Genomic DNA, 19,760 nt, shown 5'->3' on the forward strand with positions numbered 1-19,760 from the left:
ATGCCCTTCACAAGGGCACAAACCACCTCTACGCGCGAGTAGTTTCGCGCTGCACAAGGGAGTTGAAAGGCTCAGGGGATGACGATCACGGGCCGCTGCGCCCGCTTGGCGAGCCGCCCGGCGACGGAGCCGAAGATACGGCCGACGATGCCGTGCGTGGAGCCGACGACGATCGCGTCGGCCTCGTACTCCCGGCCCACCTCTTCGAGTTCGTGGCAGATGTCGCCGCCCCGCTCGACGAGGATCCACGGCACCTCGGCCAGATAGTCCGCGCACGCCAGCTCCAGACCGAGGACCTCGGTGCGGTGGTCCGGCACGTCGACGAAGACGGGTGGCTCGCAGCCGGCCCACACGGTGGTCGGCAGCCGGTTGGCGACATGGACGATGATCAGACCCGAGTGGGAGCGGTGGGCCATGCCGATGGCGTAGGCGAGGGCACGCTCACTGGAGGTGGAGCCGTCGAAGCCGACGACGACTCCGTGCCGGAAGGCTGGGTCGCAGATGGGGCGTGGCTCTTCCGCCGCCAGGGGATCGGCCGCCGTGGGGTCGGCGACCGGCCGCTTGCGGTCCGCGGGTTCGAAGAATTCGTGACCGGCCATGGCTGTCTCGGCGTTGTGATCCTTTATGGGTGGGACGACAGTGTGCGGCGGAGCTGTGTCCGGGAAACATCTTCCCAACCCCATACCCCCAAGGGTACGGCGGCACGCCTCCCGAGCCCAGATCCCGCGCACGCTCCGTAAGCGGTCCCCCGACGTCCGGAGGGGTTCACCGGAGCATGCACGAGCGGCGCCCGTAACGCAATGGTTGCTGCCCCGTACAGGCGGCTTGCACAGGATCAACAGACGTACGACCGGTGACCGAGCGGTCGAACGGGCGTTGAACGGGATGAGCCACCGCCACAGGGAGTACGAGTCATGCCCGGTCGCCGATCCACCCCCGCGCCGCCGCCCGCGCCGGACACCGTGCGCGATGTGATCCGCTGGGCCGCCTTCAGCTGCGTCGTCGTCCCCGTGGTCCTGCTCTGCTACGGCACCTCGCCGGCCGGCGCGGCGGGCGCCGGCCTGGGCCTGGCCGCCGTCACGGCCGTGTGCCACGTCCTGCTGCGCCGGTCGGAGCGGTGTGCCGGGCGGTACGGGTGTGACGACGAGGGTTTCGGGGAGCAAAGAGGCGGACGTCACACCCGTCGACAGACACCGGTCGACTGACCTGTTTCCGTACCCCCGAACGTTTCTTTTCAGCCAACTTCTGAATGTCGCCGCAGAGGGGCCCCAACCACCCTCCAACCCCCGTTCGACCTGCACGGAAAGGGTCCACGGGCGGCTGTGCACCCTACGCGGTTTGGCCACTGCGACAAGGCGCACTTCCCTGCACGGCCCGCGAGTGCAACGCTTCGTGATCGAATGCTTCACGCCAAGTTGTCATGTCGACAATTCGGGCGTGTGGAACTGGTCACCGTGAGACCGCGGGACCCAGTAGATTCGATCTTGACTGTCTTACGGCGGGGGACTCGTGCAGGACCGAGGGGAAACGTGCAGGAGCGACACAACCGAGGAGCCGCGACCACCAAGGGGGGCTTAGCAGGATGAGCCACGACTCCACTGCCGCGCCGGATGCCGCGGCCCGGAAACTCTCCGGGCGACGCCGCAAGGAGATCGTCGCGGTGCTGCTGTTCAGCGGCGGCCCCATCTTCGAGAGTTCCATACCGCTGTCGGTGTTCGGGATCGACCGCCAGGACGCCGGCGTGCCGCGCTACCGACTGCTGGTGTGCGCCGGCGAGGAGGGCCCGCTGCGGACCACAGGGGGCCTGGAACTCAGCGCACCGCATGGACTGGAGGCGATCTCCCGCGCCGGGACGGTCGTCGTGCCGGCCTGGCGGTCGATCACCGCGCCGCCACCGGAGGAGGCACTCGACGCGCTGCGCCGGGCGCACGAGGAGGGTGCCCGCATAGTCGGGCTGTGCACCGGCGCCTTCGTCCTCGCGGCGGCGGGCCTGCTGGACGGCCGCCCGGCGACGACCCACTGGATGTACGCGCCGACGCTGGCCAAGCGCTATCCGTCGGTGCACGTCGATCCACGAGAGCTCTTCGTGGACGACGGCGACGTCCTGACATCGGCGGGGACGGCGGCCGGAATCGATCTCTGTCTCCACATCGTGCGGACGGACCACGGCAACGAGGCGGCCGGCGCGCTGGCCCGCCGTCTGGTGGTCCCGCCGCGCCGCAGCGGCGGTCAGGAGCGCTACCTCGATCGGTCTTTACCGGAGGAGATCGGCGCCGACCCGCTCGCCGAGGTCGTCGCCTGGGCGCTGGAACACCTCCACGAGCAGTTCGACGTGGAGACCCTGGCGGCACGCGCCTACATGAGCCGCCGTACGTTCGACCGCCGGTTCCGCTCGCTGACGGGCAGCGCGCCGCTGCAGTGGCTGATCACACAGCGTGTGCTGCAGGCCCAGCGCCTGCTGGAGACGTCGGACTACTCCGTGGACGAGGTGGCGGGCCGCTGCGGCTTCCGCTCCCCCGTCGCGCTGCGCGGGCACTTCCGCCGCCAGCTCGGCTCGTCCCCCGCCGCCTACCGGGCCGCCTACCGGGCCCGCAGGCCGCAGGGCGAGAGGCCGGCCGACACGGAGCCGCCGCTGCCGCCGTCCGGCCACCCGGGCCCGGCCACGGGCCTCGCGGGCCCGGGACCGATGGGCCACGCGCCCGTGCTGCACCCGGACCGGGACAACGGGGTGCCGATGCAGAGCCGCCGCACGGCGGCCGGCGTGGTGGGCCTGCTGCCGGGGCCGCGGAACGGTAGCTGAGAACGCGGAGCGGTAGCTGGGAAAAAGGGGGTGAGTACCTGCTCGCCCCCTTTTTCCGCCGGGGCCGGCGGTGGCCGGCATCAGCACGGGGAGCCACAAAAGCTCAGGTCCGCTTTAGGGTGGACGCATGAACGATCGCATGGTGTGGATCGACTGCGAGATGACCGGCCTCTCGCTGTCCGACGACGCGCTCATCGAGGTGGCCGCCCTCGTCACCGACTCCGAGCTGAACGTACTCGGCGAGGGGGTGGACATCGTCATCCGCCCGCCGGACCAGGCGCTGGAGACGATGCCGGAGGTGGTGCGTCAGATGCACACCGCGTCCGGGCTGCTCGCCGAGCTCCCGAACGGCACGACCCTCCAGGACGCCGAGGAGCGGGTCCTCGCCTATGTGAAGGAGTACGTGAAGGAGCCCGGCAAGGCCCCGCTGTGCGGCAACTCCGTCGGCACCGACCGCGGCTTCCTGCTGCGGGACATGCCGACCCTGGAGGACTACCTCCACTACCGGATCGTCGACGTGTCCTCCATCAAGGAACTGGCCCGCCGCTGGTATCCGAGGGCGTACTTCAACAGCCCGGAGAAGAACGGCAACCACCGGGCCCTCGCCGACATCCGCGAGTCGATCGCCGAGCTGCGCTACTACCGCGAGGCCGTCTTCGTCCCGCAGCCCGGCCCGGACTCCGACACCGCGAAGGCGATCGCCGCCAAGCACGTCCTGCCCGCGCAGTAGTCCCCCCGGTGGTACGGCTCGAAGTGCGCCGCGCGAAAACGTGTGCGCGAGCACCCCTTCGGACCCTGTAGACTTCTTCTCGGCCGGTCGGGGAAACGACGAGTTCAACCGCCGGTCGTGGTGGGTGTAGCTCAGCTGGTAGAGCACCTGGTTGTGGTCCAGGATGTCGCGGGTTCGAGTCCCGTCACTCACCCTCACCGATCAGCCGGTGACTTTGTCGCGAGACGAGTCACCGGCTGATTCTTTTGCGCCGTGCCGGGCTAGCCGCGCAGCGGCACCTCCACCACCGGCAGCGCCGGTACGAACGCCACGGCACACACCCCGGCGGCCGCCACGAAGATGTGCCGTGCGCCACTGCGCTGCGGTAGGCCCCCGTCGCCATGGCCGGCACCGCCCGGGTGAACAGCGAGCCGAAGACGGCCGCGCCCATGGAGCCGCCGAGGGTGCGGAACAGATTCGTCGCCGTCATGGCCGCCCCCCCATCCGCGTGCCACGCCGACCGTGGCGTGCCGACGCCGTTCCCGTGACCGAGAGGCGCACCGGTCCCCCCTCCGGCCTCGTCCCACCCCGGTCCGCGCCGTCCCCGCTCCGGCCCCGAACCGGCCCGCGCCCATCCGCGTTCGGGCCCCCGCCCCGGCCCCGCACGCCCGCTCCGCCTTCGCCTCCGCCCCGGTGCGGACCAGAGTCGACCGCCCTTACGCGGCCGTATCCAGACCGATGCCGATACCTGCGATGTCGCCCGGCCCCGACCACGTCACGACGACGCCCGCCCCACCAGCTCCGTCGGCAGTACCGCGTGCCGCCGCTCCAGCCCCCGGGAAACAGGTGGGCGGCGGTCGGCGATCTCCGTGAGGAGGAGGTCGATCATGGCGCGGCCCATCTCCTCGATGGGCTGGCGGACGCTGGTCAGCGGCGGGTCCATGTGGCGGGCGATGGCGGAGTCGTCGTAGCCGACGAGGGCCACGTCGTCCGGGATACGGCGGCCCGCCTCGCGCAGCACCTGCCGGGCGCCGGCCGCCATCACGTCCGAGCCGGCGAACACCGCGTCCAGGTCGGGGCGGCGGTCGAGGAGCAGGGACATGGCCCGGCGACCGCCCTCCTCGGTGAAGTCCCCTGGTTCGACGAGGAGTTCGTCCACCTCCCGGCCCGCGTCGCGCAGGGCGTCGCGGTAGCCGTCGACGCGGCGCTGGGCGCCGTAGACGTCGAGGCGGCCGGTGATGTGCGCGATGCGGGTGCGGCCGCGGGAGAGCAGGTGCTCCACGGCCGAGCGGGCGCCGCCGTAGTTGTCCGAGTCCACCGAGGTGAGCGTCTCGCCGGCCGAGCGGGGGCCGCTGATCACGGCCGGGATCTCCAGCTGGGCCAGCAGATCGGGCAGGGGGTCGTCGGCGTGGACCGAGACCAGCAGGACGCCGTCCACCCGGTGCGCCGCCAGGTACTGGGCGAGGCGCCGGCGCTCGCGGTCGCTGCCCGCGAAGATCAGCAGCAACTGCATCTCGGTGTCGGAGAGTTCGGAGCCGACTCCGCGCAGCATGTCGGAGAAGTACGGCTCCGCGAAGAAGCGGGTCTCCGGCTCGGGCACGACCAGCGCGATGGCGTCGGTGCGGTTGGCGGCGAGGGCGCGGGCGGCGGGGTTGGGGACATAGCCGAGCTCGGCGACCGCCGCCTCCACCGCGGCGCGGGTGGCGTCGCTGACCCTGGGCGAGCCGTTGATCACCCGCGACACCGTGCCCCGGCCGACCCCGGCCCGGGCGGCGACCTCCTCGAGCGTGGGCCGCCCCCCGCCGCGGCTCCGCGCTCCGTGGCTTGCCATGAGCTCCGCCTTTCTCGCCGCGTCCTCTGTGCTGGCCGAATGTAACAGCACCGTTCGCCGCAGTGGCCGTCGTGGGGGCCGCCGCCCCCGGACCCCGGCTCATCGGCCGTCGGCCCCACCCTCGCACGCCGGACCGGCTGGATACCGCCTGCCGGCGCCCTCGGCTTTATCCAGTTAACGCTCAGGTAACTGAACGCAGTTACCGCTGTCCGTTCCCTTGACACCCCGCCGCCGACCGGCGACTCTTCAACACATCACCCGTGGGAGCGCTCCCACACTACCTGGTACCTACACATCCCGCACGTTCCCCGCCCGAGCCGCAGCGAGTACGAACGGGCCCAATTCATGCAGTTGGCCGGGGGGTCGGCACGTCAGGCAACAGGAGGACGCAATGCGCACGAGCATCCGCCGGTCCCAGCGGTTGATGGCCCTCGCGGCCGTCGCCGCGTTGACCACGGGGCTTCTGGCAGGCTGCGCCAAGGACTCGGACGACAGCTCGTCGGACGGTTCCGGCGGTGGCGGAAACGGCAGTGGCAAAGGCAAGATCACGCTGACCATCGGCACCTTCGGCGTCTTCGGCTACAAGCAGGCCGGCCTCTACGACGAGTACATGAAGCTGCACCCGGACATCAACATCAAGGAGAACGTCACCACCCGCACCGACGTCTACTGGCCGAAGGTACTCACCCGGCTCCAGGCCGGCTCCGGCACCGACGACATCCAGGCCATCGAGGTCGGCAACATCACCGAGGCCGTGCAGACGCAGGCGGCCAAGTTCGTCGATCTCGGCAAGGAGGTCGACAAGTCCCAGTGGCTGGACTGGAAGAACGCCCAGGCCACCACCAAGGACGGCAAGCTCATCGGGCTCGGGACCGACATCGGGCCGATGGCCATCTGCTACCGCAAGGACCTGTTCCAGAAGGCGGGCCTGCCCACCGACCGCGCCAAGCTCGCCGACATGTGGAAGGGCGACTGGGCCAAGTACGTCGACGTCGGCAAGCAGTACATGCAGAAGGCGCCCAAGGGCACCAAGTTCGTGGACTCCGCGGCCTCCGTCTACAACGCGGCCCTCGGCGGCGGTGACGAGCGGTACTACGACAAGGACGGCAACGTCGTCTGGGACAAGTCCGACGGCGTGAAGAAGGCCTGGGACGTCGCCATGGACGTCGCCACCAGCAACATGTCGGCGAAGCTGAAGCAGTTCGACCCGACCTGGGACCAGGGCTACGCCAACGGCACCTTCGCCACCGTCGCCTGCCCGGCGTGGATGATCGGCTACATCGAGCAGAAGTCCGGTGACTCCGGCAAGGGCAAGTGGGACGTGGCGGCGGCGCCCACCGCGGCCAACTGGGGCGGTTCCTTCCTCGGCGTGCCGACCGCGACCAAGCACCAGAAGGAGGCCGTCGCCCTGGCCAAGTGGCTGACAGCGCCCGAGCAGCAGGCCAAGGTCTTCGCCAAGCAGGCGAGCTTCCCGTCGACCCCGTCGGCGTACGCGAGCCTGAAGCCGGCCGCGGACACCACGGCGTACTTCTCGAACGCGCCGATCACCCAGATCTTCGCCGACTCGGCCAAGACCATCCCGGTCCAGTACTTCGGCATCAAGGACCAGCCGATCAACTCCGCGATCACCGACATCGGCATCCTCCAGGTCGAGCAGAAGGGCAAGTCGGCGTCCCAGGGCTGGGACGCGGCGTCCAAGGAGATCAAGGACGTGCTCGGCCAGTGACCAGCCCCAAGCAGGCTCTCGCGCACCCCGCGTCGAGCGCCGACGCCGCGCCCGGCACTCCGCCGGGCGCGGCGCGGGGCGCTCACGGTCGCGGTACGCCGGCGGGCGCCGACTCCTGGCGCAGCCGGCTGTACCGCTGGGACATGAAGGCGTCGCCGTACGCGTTCGTGTCCCCGTTCTTCGTCCTGTTCGGGGCGTTCACGCTGGTCCCGCTGCTCTACACGGCCTGGTACTCGCTGCACGACGTGCAGCTGTCGTCCCTCGACCACCAGACCTGGGCGGGCCTGGACAACTACAAGAACCTGTGGTCCTCGGACTTCTTCTGGAACGCCCTGAAGAACACCCTGACCATCGGTGTCATCTCCACCGTGCCGCAGCTGCTCGCCGCGCTCGGCCTCGCCCACCTGCTGAACTACCGGCTGCGCGGCTCGACCGTGTGGCGGGTCGTGATGCTGACCCCGTACGCAACCTCGGTGGCGGCCGCGACGCTGGTGTTCACGCTGCTGTACTCGTGGGACGGCGGCATGGTCAACTGGATCCTGCACTTCGTCGGGGTGGATCCGATCAACTGGCGTGAGTCCGACTGGGGTTCGCAGTTCGCGGTGTCGACGATCGTGATCTGGCGCTGGACCGGCTACAACGCGCTGATCTACCTCGCGGCGATGCAGGCGATCCCGACGGATCTGTACGAGTCGGCGGCGATAGACGGGGCCAACCGCTGGCAGCAGTTCCGGCATGTGACGATCCCGCAGCTGCGGCCGACGATCCTGTTCACCATCGTCGTCTCCACCATCGGCGCGACCCAGCTCTTCGGTGAGGTCCTGCTGTTCGGCGGGGTCAGCGGGTCCAAGGGCGGCTCCGAGCACCAGTACCAGACGCTCGGCCTGTACATGTACGACCAGGGCTGGATCATCGGCAACCTCGGCAAGGCGTCAGCGATCGCCTGGTCTATGTTCCTGATCCTGCTGATCGTCGCCGCGGTCAATCTGCTGCTCACCCGACGGCTGAGGAAGTCCCAATGACGACGAGTGAACTGACCCTGCCCGTGACGAAGGCCCCGAAGGCCGGGCGGCGCCGGGTGATGGGCGCGGGCAAGCAGCTGCACGCGGGCCCGGTGACGTACGTCGTGCTCACCGTCTTCGCGCTGGTCTCCCTCGCCCCGCTGGTGTGGACGGCGATCGCCGCGTCCCGCACCGACCGGCGGCTGGCCGAGACCCCGCCGCCGCTGTGGTTCGGCGGCAACCTGTTCACGAACCTGCAGACCGCCTGGGACCAGGCGGGGCTCGGCACCGCGATGTTCAACTCGGTGATCGTGGCGGGCACGATCACGGTGAGCACGGTGCTGTTCTCCACCCTGGCCGGCTTCGCCTTCGCCAAGCTGCGGTTCCGCTTCTCCAGCCTGCTGCTCCTGCTGACCATCGGCACGATGATGATCCCCCCGCAGCTGGCCGTCGTACCGCTGTACCTGTGGATGTCGGACCTCGGCTGGTCCAACCAGCTGCAGACGGTGATCCTGCCGAGTCTCGTCACCGCCTTCGGCACCTTCTTCATGCGGCAGTACCTGGTGCAGGCGCTGCCGACGGAGCTGATCGAGGCCGCCCGGGTGGACGGGGCGAGCAGCATCCGGATCGTCTGGCACGTGGTCTTCCCGGCGGCGCGGCCGGCCATGGCCGTCCTCGGCCTGCTGACGTTCGTGTTCGCCTGGAACGACTTCCTGTGGCCGATCATCGCCCTGAACCAGCAGAACCCGACCGTGCAGGTGGCCCTGAACTCGCTCGGCACCGGGTACGTCCCGGACCAGGCCGTGATCATGGCGGGCGCGCTGCTGGGCACGCTGCCGCTGCTGATCGCGTTCGTCCTGTTCGGCAAGCAGATCGTGGGCGGGATCATGCAGGGCGCGATCAAGGGCTGACGTCTCCCTCGCAGGGGCCGGGCCACCGCCGTCCCGGCCCCCTTCTCCCCTCCCCCTCCGACCACCCCCGGTCTCCTACGACCCCAATGGGAGCGCTTCCATGCCTCAACCCGTTACGTCCGTGACCTTTCCTCCCGCCTTCCTCTGGGGCGCCGCGACCTCGGCGTACCAGATCGAGGGGGCGGTGCGGGAGGACGGCCGCACCCCCTCGATCTGGGACACCTTCAGCCATACGCCGGGCAAGACGGCCGGCGGTGAGACCGGTGACATCGCCGTCGACCACTACCACCGCTACCGCGACGACGTGGCGCTGATGGCGGAGCTGGGCCTGACCGCGTACCGCTTCTCGGTCTCCTGGTCCCGGGTGCAGCCCACCGGCCGGGGCCCCGCGGTCCAGCGCGGCCTGGACTTCTACCGCCGCCTGGTCGACGAGCTGCTGGCGAAGGGCATCAAACCGGCGCTCACCCTCTACCACTGGGACCTGCCGCAGGAGTTGGAGGACGCGGGCGGGTGGCCGCAGCGGGACACCGCGCTCCGGTTCGCCGAGTACGCGGGCCTGGTCGGCGAGGCGCTGGGCGACCGGGTGGAGCAGTGGATCACCCTCAACGAGCCCTGGTGCAGCGCCTTCCTCGGCTACGGCTCCGGTGTGCACGCCCCCGGCCGCACCGACCCGGCGGCCTCGCTGCGCGCCGCCCACCACCTCAACCTGGCGCACGGTCTCGCGGCTTCCGCCCTGCGCTCGGTGATGCCGGCCCGCAACGAGATCGCGATCAGTCTCAACTCCTCTGTGGTACGGCCGCTTTCGCAGGACCCGGCCGACCTGGACGCGGCCCGCCGGATCGACGACCTGGCCAACGGGATCTTCCACGGCCCGATGCTGCACGGGGCGTACCCCTCGTCGCTGCTGGAGGCGACGGCCTCGGTCACCGACTGGTCGTACGTCCTCGACGGCGACATGCGCGCGATCAACGTCCCGCTGGACGCGCTGGGCCTGAACTACTACACCCCGGCCCTGGTGTCCGCCGCGTCCGGCGAGACCAAGGGCCCGCGGGCGGACGGCCACGGCGCCAGCGACCACTCCCCCTGGCCGGGCGCCGACGACGTGCTCTTCCACCAGACGCCGGGCGAGCGCACGGAGATGGGCTGGACGATCGATCCGACGGGCCTGTACGACCTGCTTCTGCGGTACACGCGCGAGGCGCCTGGTCTGCCGCTGTACGTCACGGAGAACGGCGCCGCCTACGACGACAAGCCCGACCCCGACGGCCGCGTCCACGACCCCGAGCGGATCGCCTACCTGCACGGCCACCTGTCCGAGGTCCGCCGCGCGATCACCGATGGCGCCGATGTCCGCGGCTACTACCTGTGGTCCCTGATGGACAACTTCGAGTGGGCATACGGCTACGGGAAGCGGTTCGGCGCGGTGTACGTGGACTACGCGACGCTGAAGCGGACGCCGAAGTCGAGCGCGCTGTGGTACGGGGAGGCGGCTCGGACGGGGACGCTGCCGGGGGTGGAACCGGCGGCCTGACAGCCAGGCGCGGCCCGCCGTGGGGGGGCGGGCCGCGCCTCGGACGGGGGCTACGCAGTGGCGGAGGCGGCGGCTGTCACGTCCCCGCGAACAGTTCCTCGCCGCTCGTGACGGTGAGCGCCCGGTCGAACCAGACGCCCAGGGCGTCCAGGTCCTCGCAGCACATGACGCGATCCCGGTCGGCTCCGGAGATCTCGATGCCTCGCACCTCGAGGATGCGGAGAATGTCCTCGGCACGGGCCTTGGCACGGCCTTCGGTACGCCCCTCGACACGGCCCTTGGCACGACCTTCGGCATGCCCCTCGGCCAGACCCTTGGCAAGGCCCTCGTTGATGGCTTCCTCGACGATGGTGCCGCTGCTGGGGAAACGGGGAGTGTACGTGGCCATGAGTCGCCTCCACGGTGCACGGGCCGCGGTGTCGCCCAGGCCGATTTCGGTGAATTCCGCCCAGCGCTTCGCGGTCTCTCCGCCGGTGTCGGCCACCGCCTCCGCCAGCGCGTCCAGTATCGCAGGCAGGTCCGGATCCTTGGCGTGGGCGAGCGCGGAGAAGACGGCGAGGGCGAGGTCCTCCGCCGCCTCGCCCGGGTCGGTGACCGCGGGCACGTTGCCCGGACCCAGGACGAGAGGGAGGACCGCGATGCTGGTGCGGCCGGGCAGGCCGACGCGGACGGGTTCCGCCGCCCAGGTCGCGGTCGCCTTGTCCCGGCAGACCACCAGCAGGACCGGAGGCAGCTGGTACTTGGCGTACAGGTGCGTCAAGTAGGAGGTCCAGCTGCCCGGCTTGTCCGGGTCCGGCTTGCCCTGGGCCTCCACGGCAAGCAGGAAACCGCCGTCCTCGGCCGTCTCGACCCGTAACAGCGTGTCCACACGGCGCGCCAGCGGTCTGATCTCGGTGAGATCCGTGTCCATGAGCTGGATCGCCGTGGGCTCGGGGAAGGGGATGCCCGCCCTGGGGAGGGCCCGGGTGAAGAGCCCCGGGTCCTCCCGGAAGATCTGGTGCATCGCCTCGTGCGCCGAACTGACCATGCGACGGAACGTAGGCGTTGGCCTATGCCGAGCGCAGTCCTGGTGTCAGCGCACGGTCCGCAGGGTCAGTTGAAGGCGCCGAACGCCTTCGAGAAGGCGAACTTGTCCTGGACGATCGAGCTGCAGGTGGGGTCGGCGGAGTTCTTCGCGCCGCCTGCGCACTGCTTGTCGCGGGCGGCGGACCACATCGACAGGCCGCCGAGGCCCTTGGACTTGGCGAAGTTCACCAGCTGGGTGGCGTCGTCCACCTTGAAGATCTCGGAGGAGACGTCGTTGACGCCGATCATCGGGGTGACCGCGACCGTCTTCCACGCGCCGGAGTCGGACAGGCCGAGGACGCTCTTGACCTGGGCCTGGGTGGCCGTGGCGGCCTGCTGGGCGTAGTCGCCCATGTCGCCGTTGTACGAGGCGCCGTAGTCCATCGCCATGATGTTGACGGTGGAGATCTTCACGCCGTTGGACTTGGCGTTGGAGAGGAGGTTCACGCCGTCCTGGGTCAGGCCCTCCGGCATCACCGGGAGGGTGAAGGAGACGTCCAGGTCGGGGTGCTGGGCCTGGAGCTTGGCGATGGCCTGGGCGCGGCGGGTGTTGGCCGCGGTGTTGGGCAGCGCGCCGCCCTCGACGTCGAAGTCGACCTTGGTCAGCTTGAACGCGTCGACCGCCTTGCCGTACGCCGCCGCCAGCGCGTCCGCCGAGGAGCAGGTGGTGGCCAGTTCGGAGCCGGAGGCACCGCCGAAGGAGACCCGGACGTCACCGCCCTTGGCGCGCAGGGAGCCGATCTGCGCGGCGACGGCGTCGCTGGTCAGGTCGGTCACACCGCCCCACTTGGGGGTGCAGCCGCCGCCGTCGGTGAGGAACGCGAGGTTGTAGTTCTTCACGCCGGTCGCGTCGGCCGCGCCGATCAGGTCGAAGGCCGGGTAGAGGGAGGTGTCGACGTACGGGGCGAAGCCGGCGGAGGCGGTGGTGCCGCTGCCGGTGGTCCGGGAGGCGGTCGGGGTCGGGGTGGCCGTCTTGGTCGGGGTGGGCGTGGCGGTCTTGGTCGGGGTCGCCGTCGGGGTCGGGGCCTGGGTGGGGCGGCCGCTCGGCTCCGGCGTGGCGCCGGTGTCCGCGGAGCACTGGGAGTTGTCGATACGACAGCCGGTCGGGTCGCCCTTGCCGTCGACCACGAAGCCGACCGTCACCGACTTCCCGCGGGCGAGGCCATCGGTGTCCCACTTCGCGGGCTTCACGGTGACATGCGAACCGCTGACGCTGGACTCGCCGTTCCACAGCGAGCTGAGCTTGGCGCCCGCCGGGAGGTCGAACTCCAGGGTCCAGGTCTTCTCGGTCTGGCCGCTGTTGTTGGTGACGACGTACTGCGCGGTGTAGCCGGTCGACCAGTCGCTGGTCTTGGTGTACGCGGCGTTCACACCGGCCGCGTTGGCGGTTCCGGTGAGCAGGATGGCGCCGCCGCCGACCACGGCCGCGGCCACCAGACCGCCGATCGCCTTGTTCCTGCCACTGATCCTGCGCCGGTGCGTGGTCATGCGCGTGCCTGCCTTCGCTGTTCACGGGGGTGAGGTGCGGCAGCACGCTAGCGATCCGGAATCGGGCAAACCGCTCGATCGGGGCGGTGGTCGCAGACCTTAGGGTTCGCTTAAGGATGGGATCGGGGACGATTAATGGTCGAGACCAGTCGCGACCGGTTTGCGCGACCGGTGTCTTCGCACCCGGTGCCCCCGGCCGGCCGGCTTGCGCCCGTCCAGCTGGAACCAGATCCGCACCTCGGTGCCGCCCAGCACGGAGGAGCCGATCCGGACGTCCCCGCCGGTCGACTCGGCGAGCCGGCGCACGATGTCGAGGCCGAGGCCGGTCGAGCCGGCGGTCCCCGAGCCGCGGCCCCGGGCCATCGCCGCGTCCGGGTCGGGTATGCCGGGGCCCGCGTCGGAGACCAGCACGATCACCGCGTCCTCGCCGTTGTGCACGTCGACCGCGAAGGCCGTGCCCTCGGCCGTGTGCCGGAACACATTGCCGAGCAGGGCGTCGAGCGCGGCGGCCAGATCGGCGCGGGCCACGGGTATGCGCACCGGCCGCTCGACACCGGCCACCCGCCACTTACGGCCCTCGTCCTCGGCGAGCGCGGACCAGAACTCCATGCGCTCACGCACCACTTCGGCCGCGTCGCACCCGGTGCCGGGGCCGGGTGCGGCCGTCTGCGGCTTGGCCTCCCGGGCCGTACGGATGATGGTGTCGACCTCGCCCTCCAGCTGGGCGACGGCGGCCCGGGTCTGCTCGGCGGCCGGTCCGCCGCCCAGGGACGCGGCGTTGAGCCGCAGCACGGTCAGTGGCGTGCGCAGCCGGTGCGAGAGGTCGGCCGCCAGCTCTCTTTCGTTCGCGAGGAGTTGGACGACCTGGTCGGCCATGGAGTTGAAGGCGACCGCGGCGAGGCGGAGTTCGGTGGGCCCGTCCTCCGGCACCCGGGCGCCCAGCTTGCCCTCGCCCAGTTCGTGCGCGCCCCGGACCAGCCGCTGGGCGGGGCGCACCATGCGCACCCCGAGCCGGTCGGCGACGGCGACGGAGCCGACGATCAGCGCGAGGCCGACGGCCGCGAGCACCGCCCAGGCCGTGCCGACGCCGTTGGTCACCTCGGACTCGGGGACGTACACCTCGACGACCGCGATGTCGCCGGAGCCGAGCGCGACCGGCTGGAGCAGGGTCGATCCACCGGCGACGGACGTGGTGGAGGCCCGGCCCAGTTTCCGTACGGCCTGGATGTCGCGGTCGGCGGCGCGCTGCCGGCCGAGGTCCAGCGCGGACCGGCCGCCGCCGGCGGGCAGGTGCACGGCCATCCCGGAGTCGGCGCCGGCCGAGGCCACGACCCGCTCCAGTTTGTCCCGGTCGGTGGTGATGGACAGCGCGGGCGCGACGGCGGCGGCCTCCCGCTCGGCGTTGGAGAACGCCCGGTCGCGGGCCATCTCCTTGACGACCAGGCCGAGCGGGACCGCGAAGGCGACCACGACCATCGTGGTGACCGCCAGGCAGACCTTGACCAGGGCCCACCTCATCGCACCGGCTCCCCGTGCGGAGTCGGTTCCGTGGGGGGCTCGAGCTTCACACCGACGCCCCGGAGCGTGTGCAGATAGCGGGGCCGGGCGGCCGTCTCCCCCAATTTGCGGCGCAGCCAGGACAGATGGACGTCGATGGTCTGGTCGTCGCCGTAGGACTGCTGCCAGACCTCGGCGAGGAGTTCGCGGCGCGGGACGACCACCCCCGGACGGCCGGCCAGGAAGGCGAGCAGGTCGAACTCCCGGCGGGTCAGGTCGAGGCGGACGCCGTCCAGTTCCGCCTGGCGGCGCAGCGGGTCGACGGTCAGGCCGCCGACCCGCAGGACGCTGGACGGCGGGGCCTCGCCGCCCCCCGGCCGGGCCCGGCGCAGCACGGCCGCGATCCGCGCGGAGAGGTGCTCGACGGAGAACGGCTTGGTCAGGTAGTCGTCCGCGCCGGCGTTGAGCAGCCGGACGATCTCCGTCTCGTCGTCCCGCGCGGTGGCGATGATCACGGGCACGTCCGTGATGCCGCGCAGCATCTTCAGGGCCTCGGAGCCGTCCAGGTCCGGCAGTCCGAGGTCCAGGATGACCACGTCGAAGCGGAAATGGGCGACCTCGCGCAGCGCCTCCAGTGCCGTACCGACGCTGCGCACGGTGTGCGCGGCCTCGGTCAGGTGCCGGATGAGCGCCGAGCGTACGAACTGGTCGTCCTCGACCACGAGCACACTTGCCATGCGCCGCACCGTACGCCATGCGGCCCGCACCGGGCGGGCGCCTGTGGACAACTCGGGGCATGTGCGCGCGGCGGTCCCCCTGGGGCAGTATGGCCCGCGATGCGCAGAGGACTCGTACACGTACTGGCGTGGCTGCTCGCGACGGGAGCGGCGGTCACGCTGTCGTGGTGGGGTGTGCACACGGTGATGGCCGGGACGGCGTACGACCCGCCGCGCGCGCTGCCGATCACGGCCGCCGACGCGACGGCCCAGGGCTCGAAGTCCCTGAACTCGCCGACGCACCGGCCCTCCCCGTCCACCGGCCCGTCCACCGGCCCGTCGACCAGGCCGCCGGCCCCGACTCCCACCCCGAAGCGGACACCGGGCCCCTCCCCCACGGCCTCCTCGTCGCCGTCCGCGTCCGGCCGGGTCAAGTCGTACGACACCGAGGGCGGCCGGGCCGTGTTCGACCTGGGCCCGTCCAGTGCCACGCTCGTCTCGGCGACGCCGGGGACCGGCTGGTCGATGCAGGTGTGGAAGACCGAGACCTGGATCCGGGTGGAGTTCAGCAGGGGCACGGACCGGGTGTCGGTGATGTGCACCTGGCACGACGGGCCGCCCCACGTGGACATCGGGAACTACTGAGCCCCGGGCCCGGGAAGAGCCGGGTCAGCGGAACACCGACGGCGGCGGCGCCGGGGAGGCCGCGGCCGCGGTGTCCGTCACGGGGGCCGCGCCGCCCGTGAAGTCTCTGAGCGGCTTGCCGTGTTCGACCCGGCCCGGGTGCGGGTCGGAGGCGGCGCGGCGGGTGAGTTCGGGCAGCGGGAGCGGGGCGTCGGAGGCGACCAGGACGGCGTTGCCGAAGCGCTTGCCGCGCAGCACGGCCGGGTCGGCGATCAGCGCGAGTTCGGTGAACCGGGCGGCGGCGGTGGCGATCTGGCCGCGCAGATGGGCGAGCGGCGGGCCGTCGGCGAGGTTGGCGGCGTAGACCCCGGACGGTTTCAGGGCGCGGCGGACCTCGTCCAGGAACTCGACGGAGGTGAGGTGGGCCGGGGTGCGGGCGCCGCTGAAGACGTCCGCGATGACCAGGTCCGCCCAGCCGTCCGGCACCTTGGCGAGGCCGGCGCGGGCGTCCACCGAGCGCACCCGGATCCGGGCGTTCGGATCCAACGGCAGTTCCCGGCGGACCAGTTGGACGAGGCTCGCGTCCCGCTCGACGACCTGCTGGGTGGACCGGGGCCGGGTGGCGGCGGTGTAGCGGGCGAGGGTGAAGGCGCCGCCGCCGAGGTGCACGACGTGTACGGGCTTGCCGGGCGGGGCGACGAGGTCGATGACGTGGCCGAGGCGGCGCTGGTACTCGAAGGAGAGGTACGCGGGGTCGTCCAGGTCGACGTGCGACTGGGGCGCGCCGTCGATCAGCAGCGTCCAGGCGCGGCCTCGGTCGGGGTCGGGCACGAGCTGTGCGAGCCCGCCGTCGACCGCCTCCACGACGGCTTCCTCGGCCGCCGACCTGCGCCGTGCATTCCTGGACCTGCCCATCCGACCATCTTCGCAGCCCGTCGGGGCGCTCGCCGCATCGGCGGCGGTCGGCTCGGGCGGCGGCCCCGGGCCGCCTCACTGGCAGCCGTCGACCGCCTTGATCATCCGGGCCGCCTCCCCGAGGGCCCGGCGCAGTATCACCGGGTCGGTGGCGAGGTCGGCCTCGCCGGGCGGCAGCAGCCAGTCGGAGCCCTCCACCGGCGGCTCGGGGTTCAGTCTGAGTCCGCGCCCGTCGGTCTTCGTGCAGGTGCTGCCCGGCACGTCCCAGCCGGCCGCCGTGCCCGCCGGAACCAGGAAGCCGAGGGTGGCGCAGCCGTCGTCGTGCAGCACCGGACCCACCGCCTCGCCGGCGCCGCGCCGCAGGATGTCGACCGCCTCGAAGCCCTGCCGGGCCGGTACCGTCACGAGGTCGCAGGCCGACGCACCCCCCTCGGCCGACGACGGCGACGGACAAGGTTCGTTGCTCTGGCTGGACTCCCTGGTCTCCATGCCGGCCTCCACACACAGCCCTGTTGCGGTCCGTGAAGTCCAACGCGCGAGCGCGTCAACGGCTACGGCCCAAGTGCGCCGCAAAGGATGGCACTTCATGGCAGATCGTGGATGAGATATCCGGTTTGTAGCTAAACACAGCGTGGCTGGTCGTTCACAGCAGGTACGTTCATGCCCGCCGGAACCAGGGCGTCACTCGGACAGCTCGTCCCGAACCCGCCCCGGGCACCGGCATGGTTCGACGGTTCGCACGAGAGGACCCGGCCATGGCGTCGTCAACCGAGACCTCGTCACAGCCCGAACGGCCTGCACGGCCGAACCTCGCCTTCCGGCGACTGCGCGGCAGGCGTTCACCCGCCGAGTTCGCGGCGCTCGTACGACGCGCCGCGCGCGAGATCGGTGAACGGGTGAGCTGTGACGCGCGTTACGTCGGAAGGGTCGAGGCGGGCGAGATCCGCTGCCCGAACTACGCCTACGAACGGGTGTTCCTGCATATGTTCCCCGGCCGCACGCTCACCGACCTCGGCTTCTCGCCGCGTTCGGCCGTACGCGGCCGCGCGGCGCGTACGGCGGCGGAGGCGCCCGGGGGACCCGGTGCCGCGCCGGCGCCCGGTGAGTCGCGGGGGACTGTCGGACCGTATGACACGCAGGACCCGTGCGGCGCGCCAGAGCCGTACGCGAAAGGCCATCTGAACCACGAGGAGAGCGACGTGCTGCGTCGCGCATTCATGACCGGCGGTGGGGCCACGGTGGCCGCCGCCACGCTGAGCCCGCTGGGGCTCACCACGGACGCCGCGGCCGCGGTCCGGACCGCTCGCCGGCCCGGGACCCCGGAGGCGCTCGCCCTGGAGGAGGCCGTCCGCCGGATCCGGCTGCTCGACGACCGGCACGGCGCGGACGGCCTCTACCGGCGTGCGGCGGCGCCCTTGCGCGCGGCCTACGCGCTGCTGGACGCCGGCGCGACCCGGCAGACGACCGCCGAACGGCTGCACTCGGGCACCGGTGAACTCGCCATCTCCGTGGGCTGGCTGGCGCACGACTCCGGCCGCTTCGACGACGCCCGCTCGCACTACGCGGAGGCGCTGGCCACGGCCCGGATGACCGGGGACCCGGCGCTGGAGGCGCACGCCTTCTGCAACACCGCGTTCCTGGCGCGGGACACCGGCCGCCCTCGCGAGGCGGTGCGCGCGGCGCAGGCGGCCCAGCGCGCGGCCGCTCCGCTGGGTTCGGCGCGCCTGATGTCCCTGCTCGCGCTGCGCGAAGCCGGCGGCTGGGCGGGGCTCGCCGACCGCACCGGCTGTGAGCAGGCGCTCGTCCGGGCCCAGGCCCTCTTCGCCCGGGGCCGCTCGGACGCCGACCCGGAGTGGATGAGCTTCTACGGAGAGGCCGAACTGGAGGGTCTGGAGGCGCAGTGCTGGTCGGCGCTGGGCGACTGGCGGCGGGCGTCCCGGCACGCGTATCGCGCGGCCGAGCTGCAGGACCCTCACTTCACCCGGAACATCGCGCTGTACACCGCCGAGTTGGCCGACGACCTCGCCCGTGAGGGACGGCCGGACGAGGCCGCGGCCGCGGGCCTGCGCGTGCTGTCGCTTCTGGACCAGGTTCAGTCCTCCCGCATCCAGAGCATGCTGGCCGGTACGGCGCGGGTGCTGCTGCCGCACCGGCGGGCGTCGGGGGTGTCGGAGTTCCTGGACCGGCACGCCTCCATGCCGAGGGCGGGGAGGGCCTGAAGGACGGGGAGGGCCTGAAGGCCGTCAGAGCGCCAGGTGCCCCAGGTCGTTCCAGCTCTCGATCGCCGGCTCCCCGTACGCCCAGCCCAGCACCGACAGCGAGGTCGGGTTGAGGCGGATCCGCGCGGCGAAGTCCAGCGGCAGGCCCAGCCAGCGGGCGCCTATGGAGCGGAGGATGTGGCCGTGGGCGAAGACCATGACGTCCCGGTCGGCCGACCGGGCCCAGGCCACCACCTCGTCCGCGCGCGCGGTCACGTCGGCGACGCCCTCCCCCTCCGGCACCCCGTCCCGCCAGATCAGCCACCCCGGCCGCACCGCCTGTATCTCGGCCGGCGTCATGCCCTCGTAGGCGCCGTAGTCCCACTCCACGAGCGTGTCCCAGACGGTGGCCCGGTCACCGAAACCGGCCAGTTCGCACGTCTCACGCGCGCGTGCCAGCGGGCTGGTGCGCACCTCCACCCCCGGCAGTCCGTCCAGCGGGGCCCGGTGCAGTCGCTCGCCGAGCAGCTTGGCTCCCCGCCGGCCCTCCTCCAGCAGCGGCACGTCGGTCCTGCCGGTGTGCTTGCCGGACAGTGACCACTCCGTCTGTCCGTGCCGGGCCAGCAGGATGCGCGGTGCCATGGGAGACCTTTCCGGAAGCGGGACGCCACGGGGACGCCGCGAGAACGAGAAGAGACGACTTCTCCATCATCGCGCACCCCTCGTCGGGGCAACCCGAGGGGCGATC

Annotated in this window: 18 protein-coding genes and 1 tRNA gene; 10 read left to right on the forward strand and 9 right to left on the reverse strand. The window is 71.6% G+C overall.

What is annotated here, in order from left to right; all coding sequences use genetic code 11:
- Positions 1 to 71: 71 nt before the first annotated feature.
- Positions 72 to 599 carry a universal stress protein gene (locus tag ACQPXS_RS19165; protein WP_351808640.1) on the reverse strand — a complete coding sequence of 176 codons (528 nt, stop codon included), beginning with the start codon at positions 597 to 599 and terminating at the stop codon, positions 72 to 74.
- Between the two features lie 315 nt (positions 600 to 914).
- Between ACQPXS_RS19165 and ACQPXS_RS19170 the strand changes: the two genes are divergently transcribed.
- The 4 genes from ACQPXS_RS19170 to ACQPXS_RS19185 all read left to right on the forward strand — a co-directional run bounded on the left by ACQPXS_RS19170 (position 915) and on the right by ACQPXS_RS19185 (position 3,723).
- Positions 915 to 1,205: a hypothetical protein gene (locus ACQPXS_RS19170; protein ID WP_433450584.1), complete on the forward strand. Its 291-nt coding sequence runs from the start codon at positions 915 to 917 to the stop codon at positions 1,203 to 1,205.
- Positions 1,206 to 1,582: 377 nt separating this feature from the next.
- The gene (locus tag ACQPXS_RS19175) at positions 1,583 to 2,800 is read left to right on the forward strand and encodes a helix-turn-helix domain-containing protein (protein WP_433450585.1); all 1,218 of its coding nucleotides are present in this window, start codon (positions 1,583 to 1,585) and stop codon (positions 2,798 to 2,800) included.
- A 127-nt stretch (positions 2,801 to 2,927) separates the two neighbouring features.
- Positions 2,928 to 3,530 carry an oligoribonuclease gene (orn, locus tag ACQPXS_RS19180; protein ID WP_351207348.1) on the forward strand — a complete coding sequence of 201 codons (603 nt, stop codon included), beginning with the start codon at positions 2,928 to 2,930 and terminating at the stop codon, positions 3,528 to 3,530.
- 120 nt (positions 3,531 to 3,650) lie between these two features.
- Positions 3,651 to 3,723 (forward strand) — tRNA-His (locus ACQPXS_RS19185).
- 561 nt (positions 3,724 to 4,284) lie between these two features.
- On the opposite strand, the gene ACQPXS_RS19190 is transcribed toward ACQPXS_RS19185, so the two are convergent.
- Positions 4,285 to 5,340: a LacI family DNA-binding transcriptional regulator gene (locus ACQPXS_RS19190; protein ID WP_433450586.1), complete on the reverse strand. Its 1,056-nt coding sequence runs from the start codon at positions 5,338 to 5,340 to the stop codon at positions 4,285 to 4,287.
- Positions 5,341 to 5,731: 391 nt separating this feature from the next.
- On the opposite strand from ACQPXS_RS19190, the gene ACQPXS_RS19195 reads away from it, so the two are divergent.
- The 4 genes from ACQPXS_RS19195 (at position 5,732) to ACQPXS_RS19210 (ending at position 10,509) form a co-directional block, all read left to right on the forward strand.
- Complete coding sequence (locus tag ACQPXS_RS19195) at positions 5,732 to 7,066, forward strand: ABC transporter substrate-binding protein (protein ID WP_433450588.1); 1,335 nt, start codon at positions 5,732 to 5,734, stop codon at positions 7,064 to 7,066.
- A complete protein-coding gene (locus ACQPXS_RS19200) occupies positions 7,063 to 8,088 on the forward strand; it encodes a carbohydrate ABC transporter permease (RefSeq protein WP_365323381.1) in 1,026 nt (341 codons plus the stop codon). The genes ACQPXS_RS19195 and ACQPXS_RS19200 overlap by 4 nt, the downstream gene beginning before the upstream one ends.
- On the forward strand, positions 8,085 to 8,978 hold the full coding sequence (locus ACQPXS_RS19205; RefSeq protein WP_356309570.1) for a carbohydrate ABC transporter permease: 894 nt from the start codon (positions 8,085 to 8,087) through the stop codon (positions 8,976 to 8,978). Before ACQPXS_RS19200 ends, ACQPXS_RS19205 begins: the two co-directional genes overlap by 4 nt.
- A gap of 100 nt (positions 8,979 to 9,078) precedes the next feature.
- Complete coding sequence (locus ACQPXS_RS19210) at positions 9,079 to 10,509, forward strand: GH1 family beta-glucosidase (RefSeq protein ID WP_351808667.1); 1,431 nt, start codon at positions 9,079 to 9,081, stop codon at positions 10,507 to 10,509.
- Positions 10,510 to 10,585: 76 nt separating this feature from the next.
- Here the strand turns inward: ACQPXS_RS19210 and ACQPXS_RS19215 are convergent, their stop codons facing one another.
- The 4 genes from ACQPXS_RS19215 to ACQPXS_RS19230 form a co-directional block, all read right to left on the reverse strand.
- Positions 10,586 to 11,536 carry a hypothetical protein gene (locus ACQPXS_RS19215; protein WP_433450591.1) on the reverse strand — a complete coding sequence of 317 codons (951 nt, stop codon included), beginning with the start codon at positions 11,534 to 11,536 and terminating at the stop codon, positions 10,586 to 10,588.
- 65 nt (positions 11,537 to 11,601) lie between these two features.
- Positions 11,602 to 13,062, reverse strand: a complete 1,461-nt coding sequence (locus tag ACQPXS_RS19220) for a glycoside hydrolase family 18 protein (protein WP_433450593.1) — start codon at positions 13,060 to 13,062, stop codon at positions 11,602 to 11,604.
- Positions 13,063 to 13,194: 132 nt separating this feature from the next.
- On the reverse strand, positions 13,195 to 14,580 hold the full coding sequence (locus ACQPXS_RS19225) for a sensor histidine kinase (RefSeq protein ID WP_433450594.1): 1,386 nt from the start codon (positions 14,578 to 14,580) through the stop codon (positions 13,195 to 13,197).
- Positions 14,577 to 15,296: a response regulator transcription factor gene (locus ACQPXS_RS19230; RefSeq protein ID WP_365323369.1), complete on the reverse strand. Its 720-nt coding sequence runs from the start codon at positions 15,294 to 15,296 to the stop codon at positions 14,577 to 14,579. Before ACQPXS_RS19230 ends, ACQPXS_RS19225 begins: the two co-directional genes overlap by 4 nt.
- A gap of 99 nt (positions 15,297 to 15,395) precedes the next feature.
- Here ACQPXS_RS19230 and ACQPXS_RS19235 point away from each other — a divergent pair, with 99 nt between their 5' ends.
- Complete coding sequence (locus ACQPXS_RS19235; protein WP_433450596.1) at positions 15,396 to 15,920, forward strand: hypothetical protein; 525 nt, start codon at positions 15,396 to 15,398, stop codon at positions 15,918 to 15,920.
- A gap of 24 nt (positions 15,921 to 15,944) precedes the next feature.
- Here ACQPXS_RS19235 and ACQPXS_RS19240 read toward each other — a convergent pair whose 3' ends face one another.
- Together ACQPXS_RS19240 and ACQPXS_RS19245 are read right to left on the reverse strand one after the other, a co-directional pair.
- A complete protein-coding gene (locus ACQPXS_RS19240) occupies positions 15,945 to 16,814 on the reverse strand; it encodes a spermidine synthase (RefSeq protein ID WP_433450598.1) in 870 nt (289 codons plus the stop codon).
- A 75-nt stretch (positions 16,815 to 16,889) separates the two neighbouring features.
- On the reverse strand, positions 16,890 to 17,303 hold the full coding sequence (locus ACQPXS_RS19245) for a hypothetical protein (protein ID WP_433450599.1): 414 nt from the start codon (positions 17,301 to 17,303) through the stop codon (positions 16,890 to 16,892).
- Positions 17,304 to 17,569: 266 nt separating this feature from the next.
- Here ACQPXS_RS19245 and ACQPXS_RS19250 point away from each other — a divergent pair, with 266 nt between their 5' ends.
- Positions 17,570 to 19,033 carry a hypothetical protein gene (locus ACQPXS_RS19250; RefSeq protein WP_433450601.1) on the forward strand — a complete coding sequence of 488 codons (1,464 nt, stop codon included), beginning with the start codon at positions 17,570 to 17,572 and terminating at the stop codon, positions 19,031 to 19,033.
- Between the two features lie 24 nt (positions 19,034 to 19,057).
- Here ACQPXS_RS19250 and ACQPXS_RS19255 read toward each other — a convergent pair whose 3' ends face one another.
- Positions 19,058 to 19,654, reverse strand: a complete 597-nt coding sequence (locus tag ACQPXS_RS19255) for a histidine phosphatase family protein (RefSeq protein WP_433450603.1) — start codon at positions 19,652 to 19,654, stop codon at positions 19,058 to 19,060.
- Positions 19,655 to 19,760 lie beyond the last annotated feature (106 nt).

Source organism: Streptomyces sp. CA-142005 (assembly GCF_050942335.1).
In the GTDB taxonomy this organism is placed as follows: domain Bacteria; phylum Actinomycetota; class Actinomycetes; order Streptomycetales; family Streptomycetaceae; genus Streptomyces.

Bases quoted from the DNA above. Each gene is read 5' to 3' on its own strand.
- ACQPXS_RS19220 (WP_433450593.1), bottom strand. From the start codon at position 13,062: ATGACCACGCACCGGCGCAGGATCAGTGGCAGGAACAAGGCGATCGGC.
- ACQPXS_RS19170 (WP_433450584.1), top strand. From the start codon at position 915: ATGCCCGGTCGCCGATCCACCCCCGCGCCGCCGCCCGCGCCGGACACC.
- ACQPXS_RS19225 (WP_433450594.1), bottom strand. From the start codon at position 14,580: ATGAGGTGGGCCCTGGTCAAGGTCTGCCTGGCGGTCACCACGATGGTC.
- ACQPXS_RS19205 (WP_356309570.1), top strand. From the start codon at position 8,085: ATGACGACGAGTGAACTGACCCTGCCCGTGACGAAGGCCCCGAAGGCC.
- ACQPXS_RS19235 (WP_433450596.1), top strand. From the start codon at position 15,396: ATGCGCAGAGGACTCGTACACGTACTGGCGTGGCTGCTCGCGACGGGA.
- ACQPXS_RS19230 (WP_365323369.1), bottom strand. From the start codon at position 15,296: ATGGCAAGTGTGCTCGTGGTCGAGGACGACCAGTTCGTACGCTCGGCG.
- ACQPXS_RS19250 (WP_433450601.1), top strand. From the start codon at position 17,570: ATGGCGTCGTCAACCGAGACCTCGTCACAGCCCGAACGGCCTGCACGG.
- ACQPXS_RS19240 (WP_433450598.1), bottom strand. From the start codon at position 16,814: ATGGGCAGGTCCAGGAATGCACGGCGCAGGTCGGCGGCCGAGGAAGCC.
- ACQPXS_RS19165 (WP_351808640.1), bottom strand. From the start codon at position 599: ATGGCCGGTCACGAATTCTTCGAACCCGCGGACCGCAAGCGGCCGGTC.
- ACQPXS_RS19255 (WP_433450603.1), bottom strand. From the start codon at position 19,654: ATGGCACCGCGCATCCTGCTGGCCCGGCACGGACAGACGGAGTGGTCA.
- ACQPXS_RS19175 (WP_433450585.1), top strand. From the start codon at position 1,583: ATGAGCCACGACTCCACTGCCGCGCCGGATGCCGCGGCCCGGAAACTC.
- ACQPXS_RS19245 (WP_433450599.1), bottom strand. From the start codon at position 17,303: ATGGAGACCAGGGAGTCCAGCCAGAGCAACGAACCTTGTCCGTCGCCG.
- ACQPXS_RS19210 (WP_351808667.1), top strand. From the start codon at position 9,079: ATGCCTCAACCCGTTACGTCCGTGACCTTTCCTCCCGCCTTCCTCTGG.
- ACQPXS_RS19195 (WP_433450588.1), top strand. From the start codon at position 5,732: ATGCGCACGAGCATCCGCCGGTCCCAGCGGTTGATGGCCCTCGCGGCC.
- ACQPXS_RS19215 (WP_433450591.1), bottom strand. From the start codon at position 11,536: ATGGTCAGTTCGGCGCACGAGGCGATGCACCAGATCTTCCGGGAGGAC.
- ACQPXS_RS19190 (WP_433450586.1), bottom strand. From the start codon at position 5,340: ATGGCAAGCCACGGAGCGCGGAGCCGCGGCGGGGGGCGGCCCACGCTC.
- orn (WP_351207348.1), top strand. From the start codon at position 2,928: ATGAACGATCGCATGGTGTGGATCGACTGCGAGATGACCGGCCTCTCG.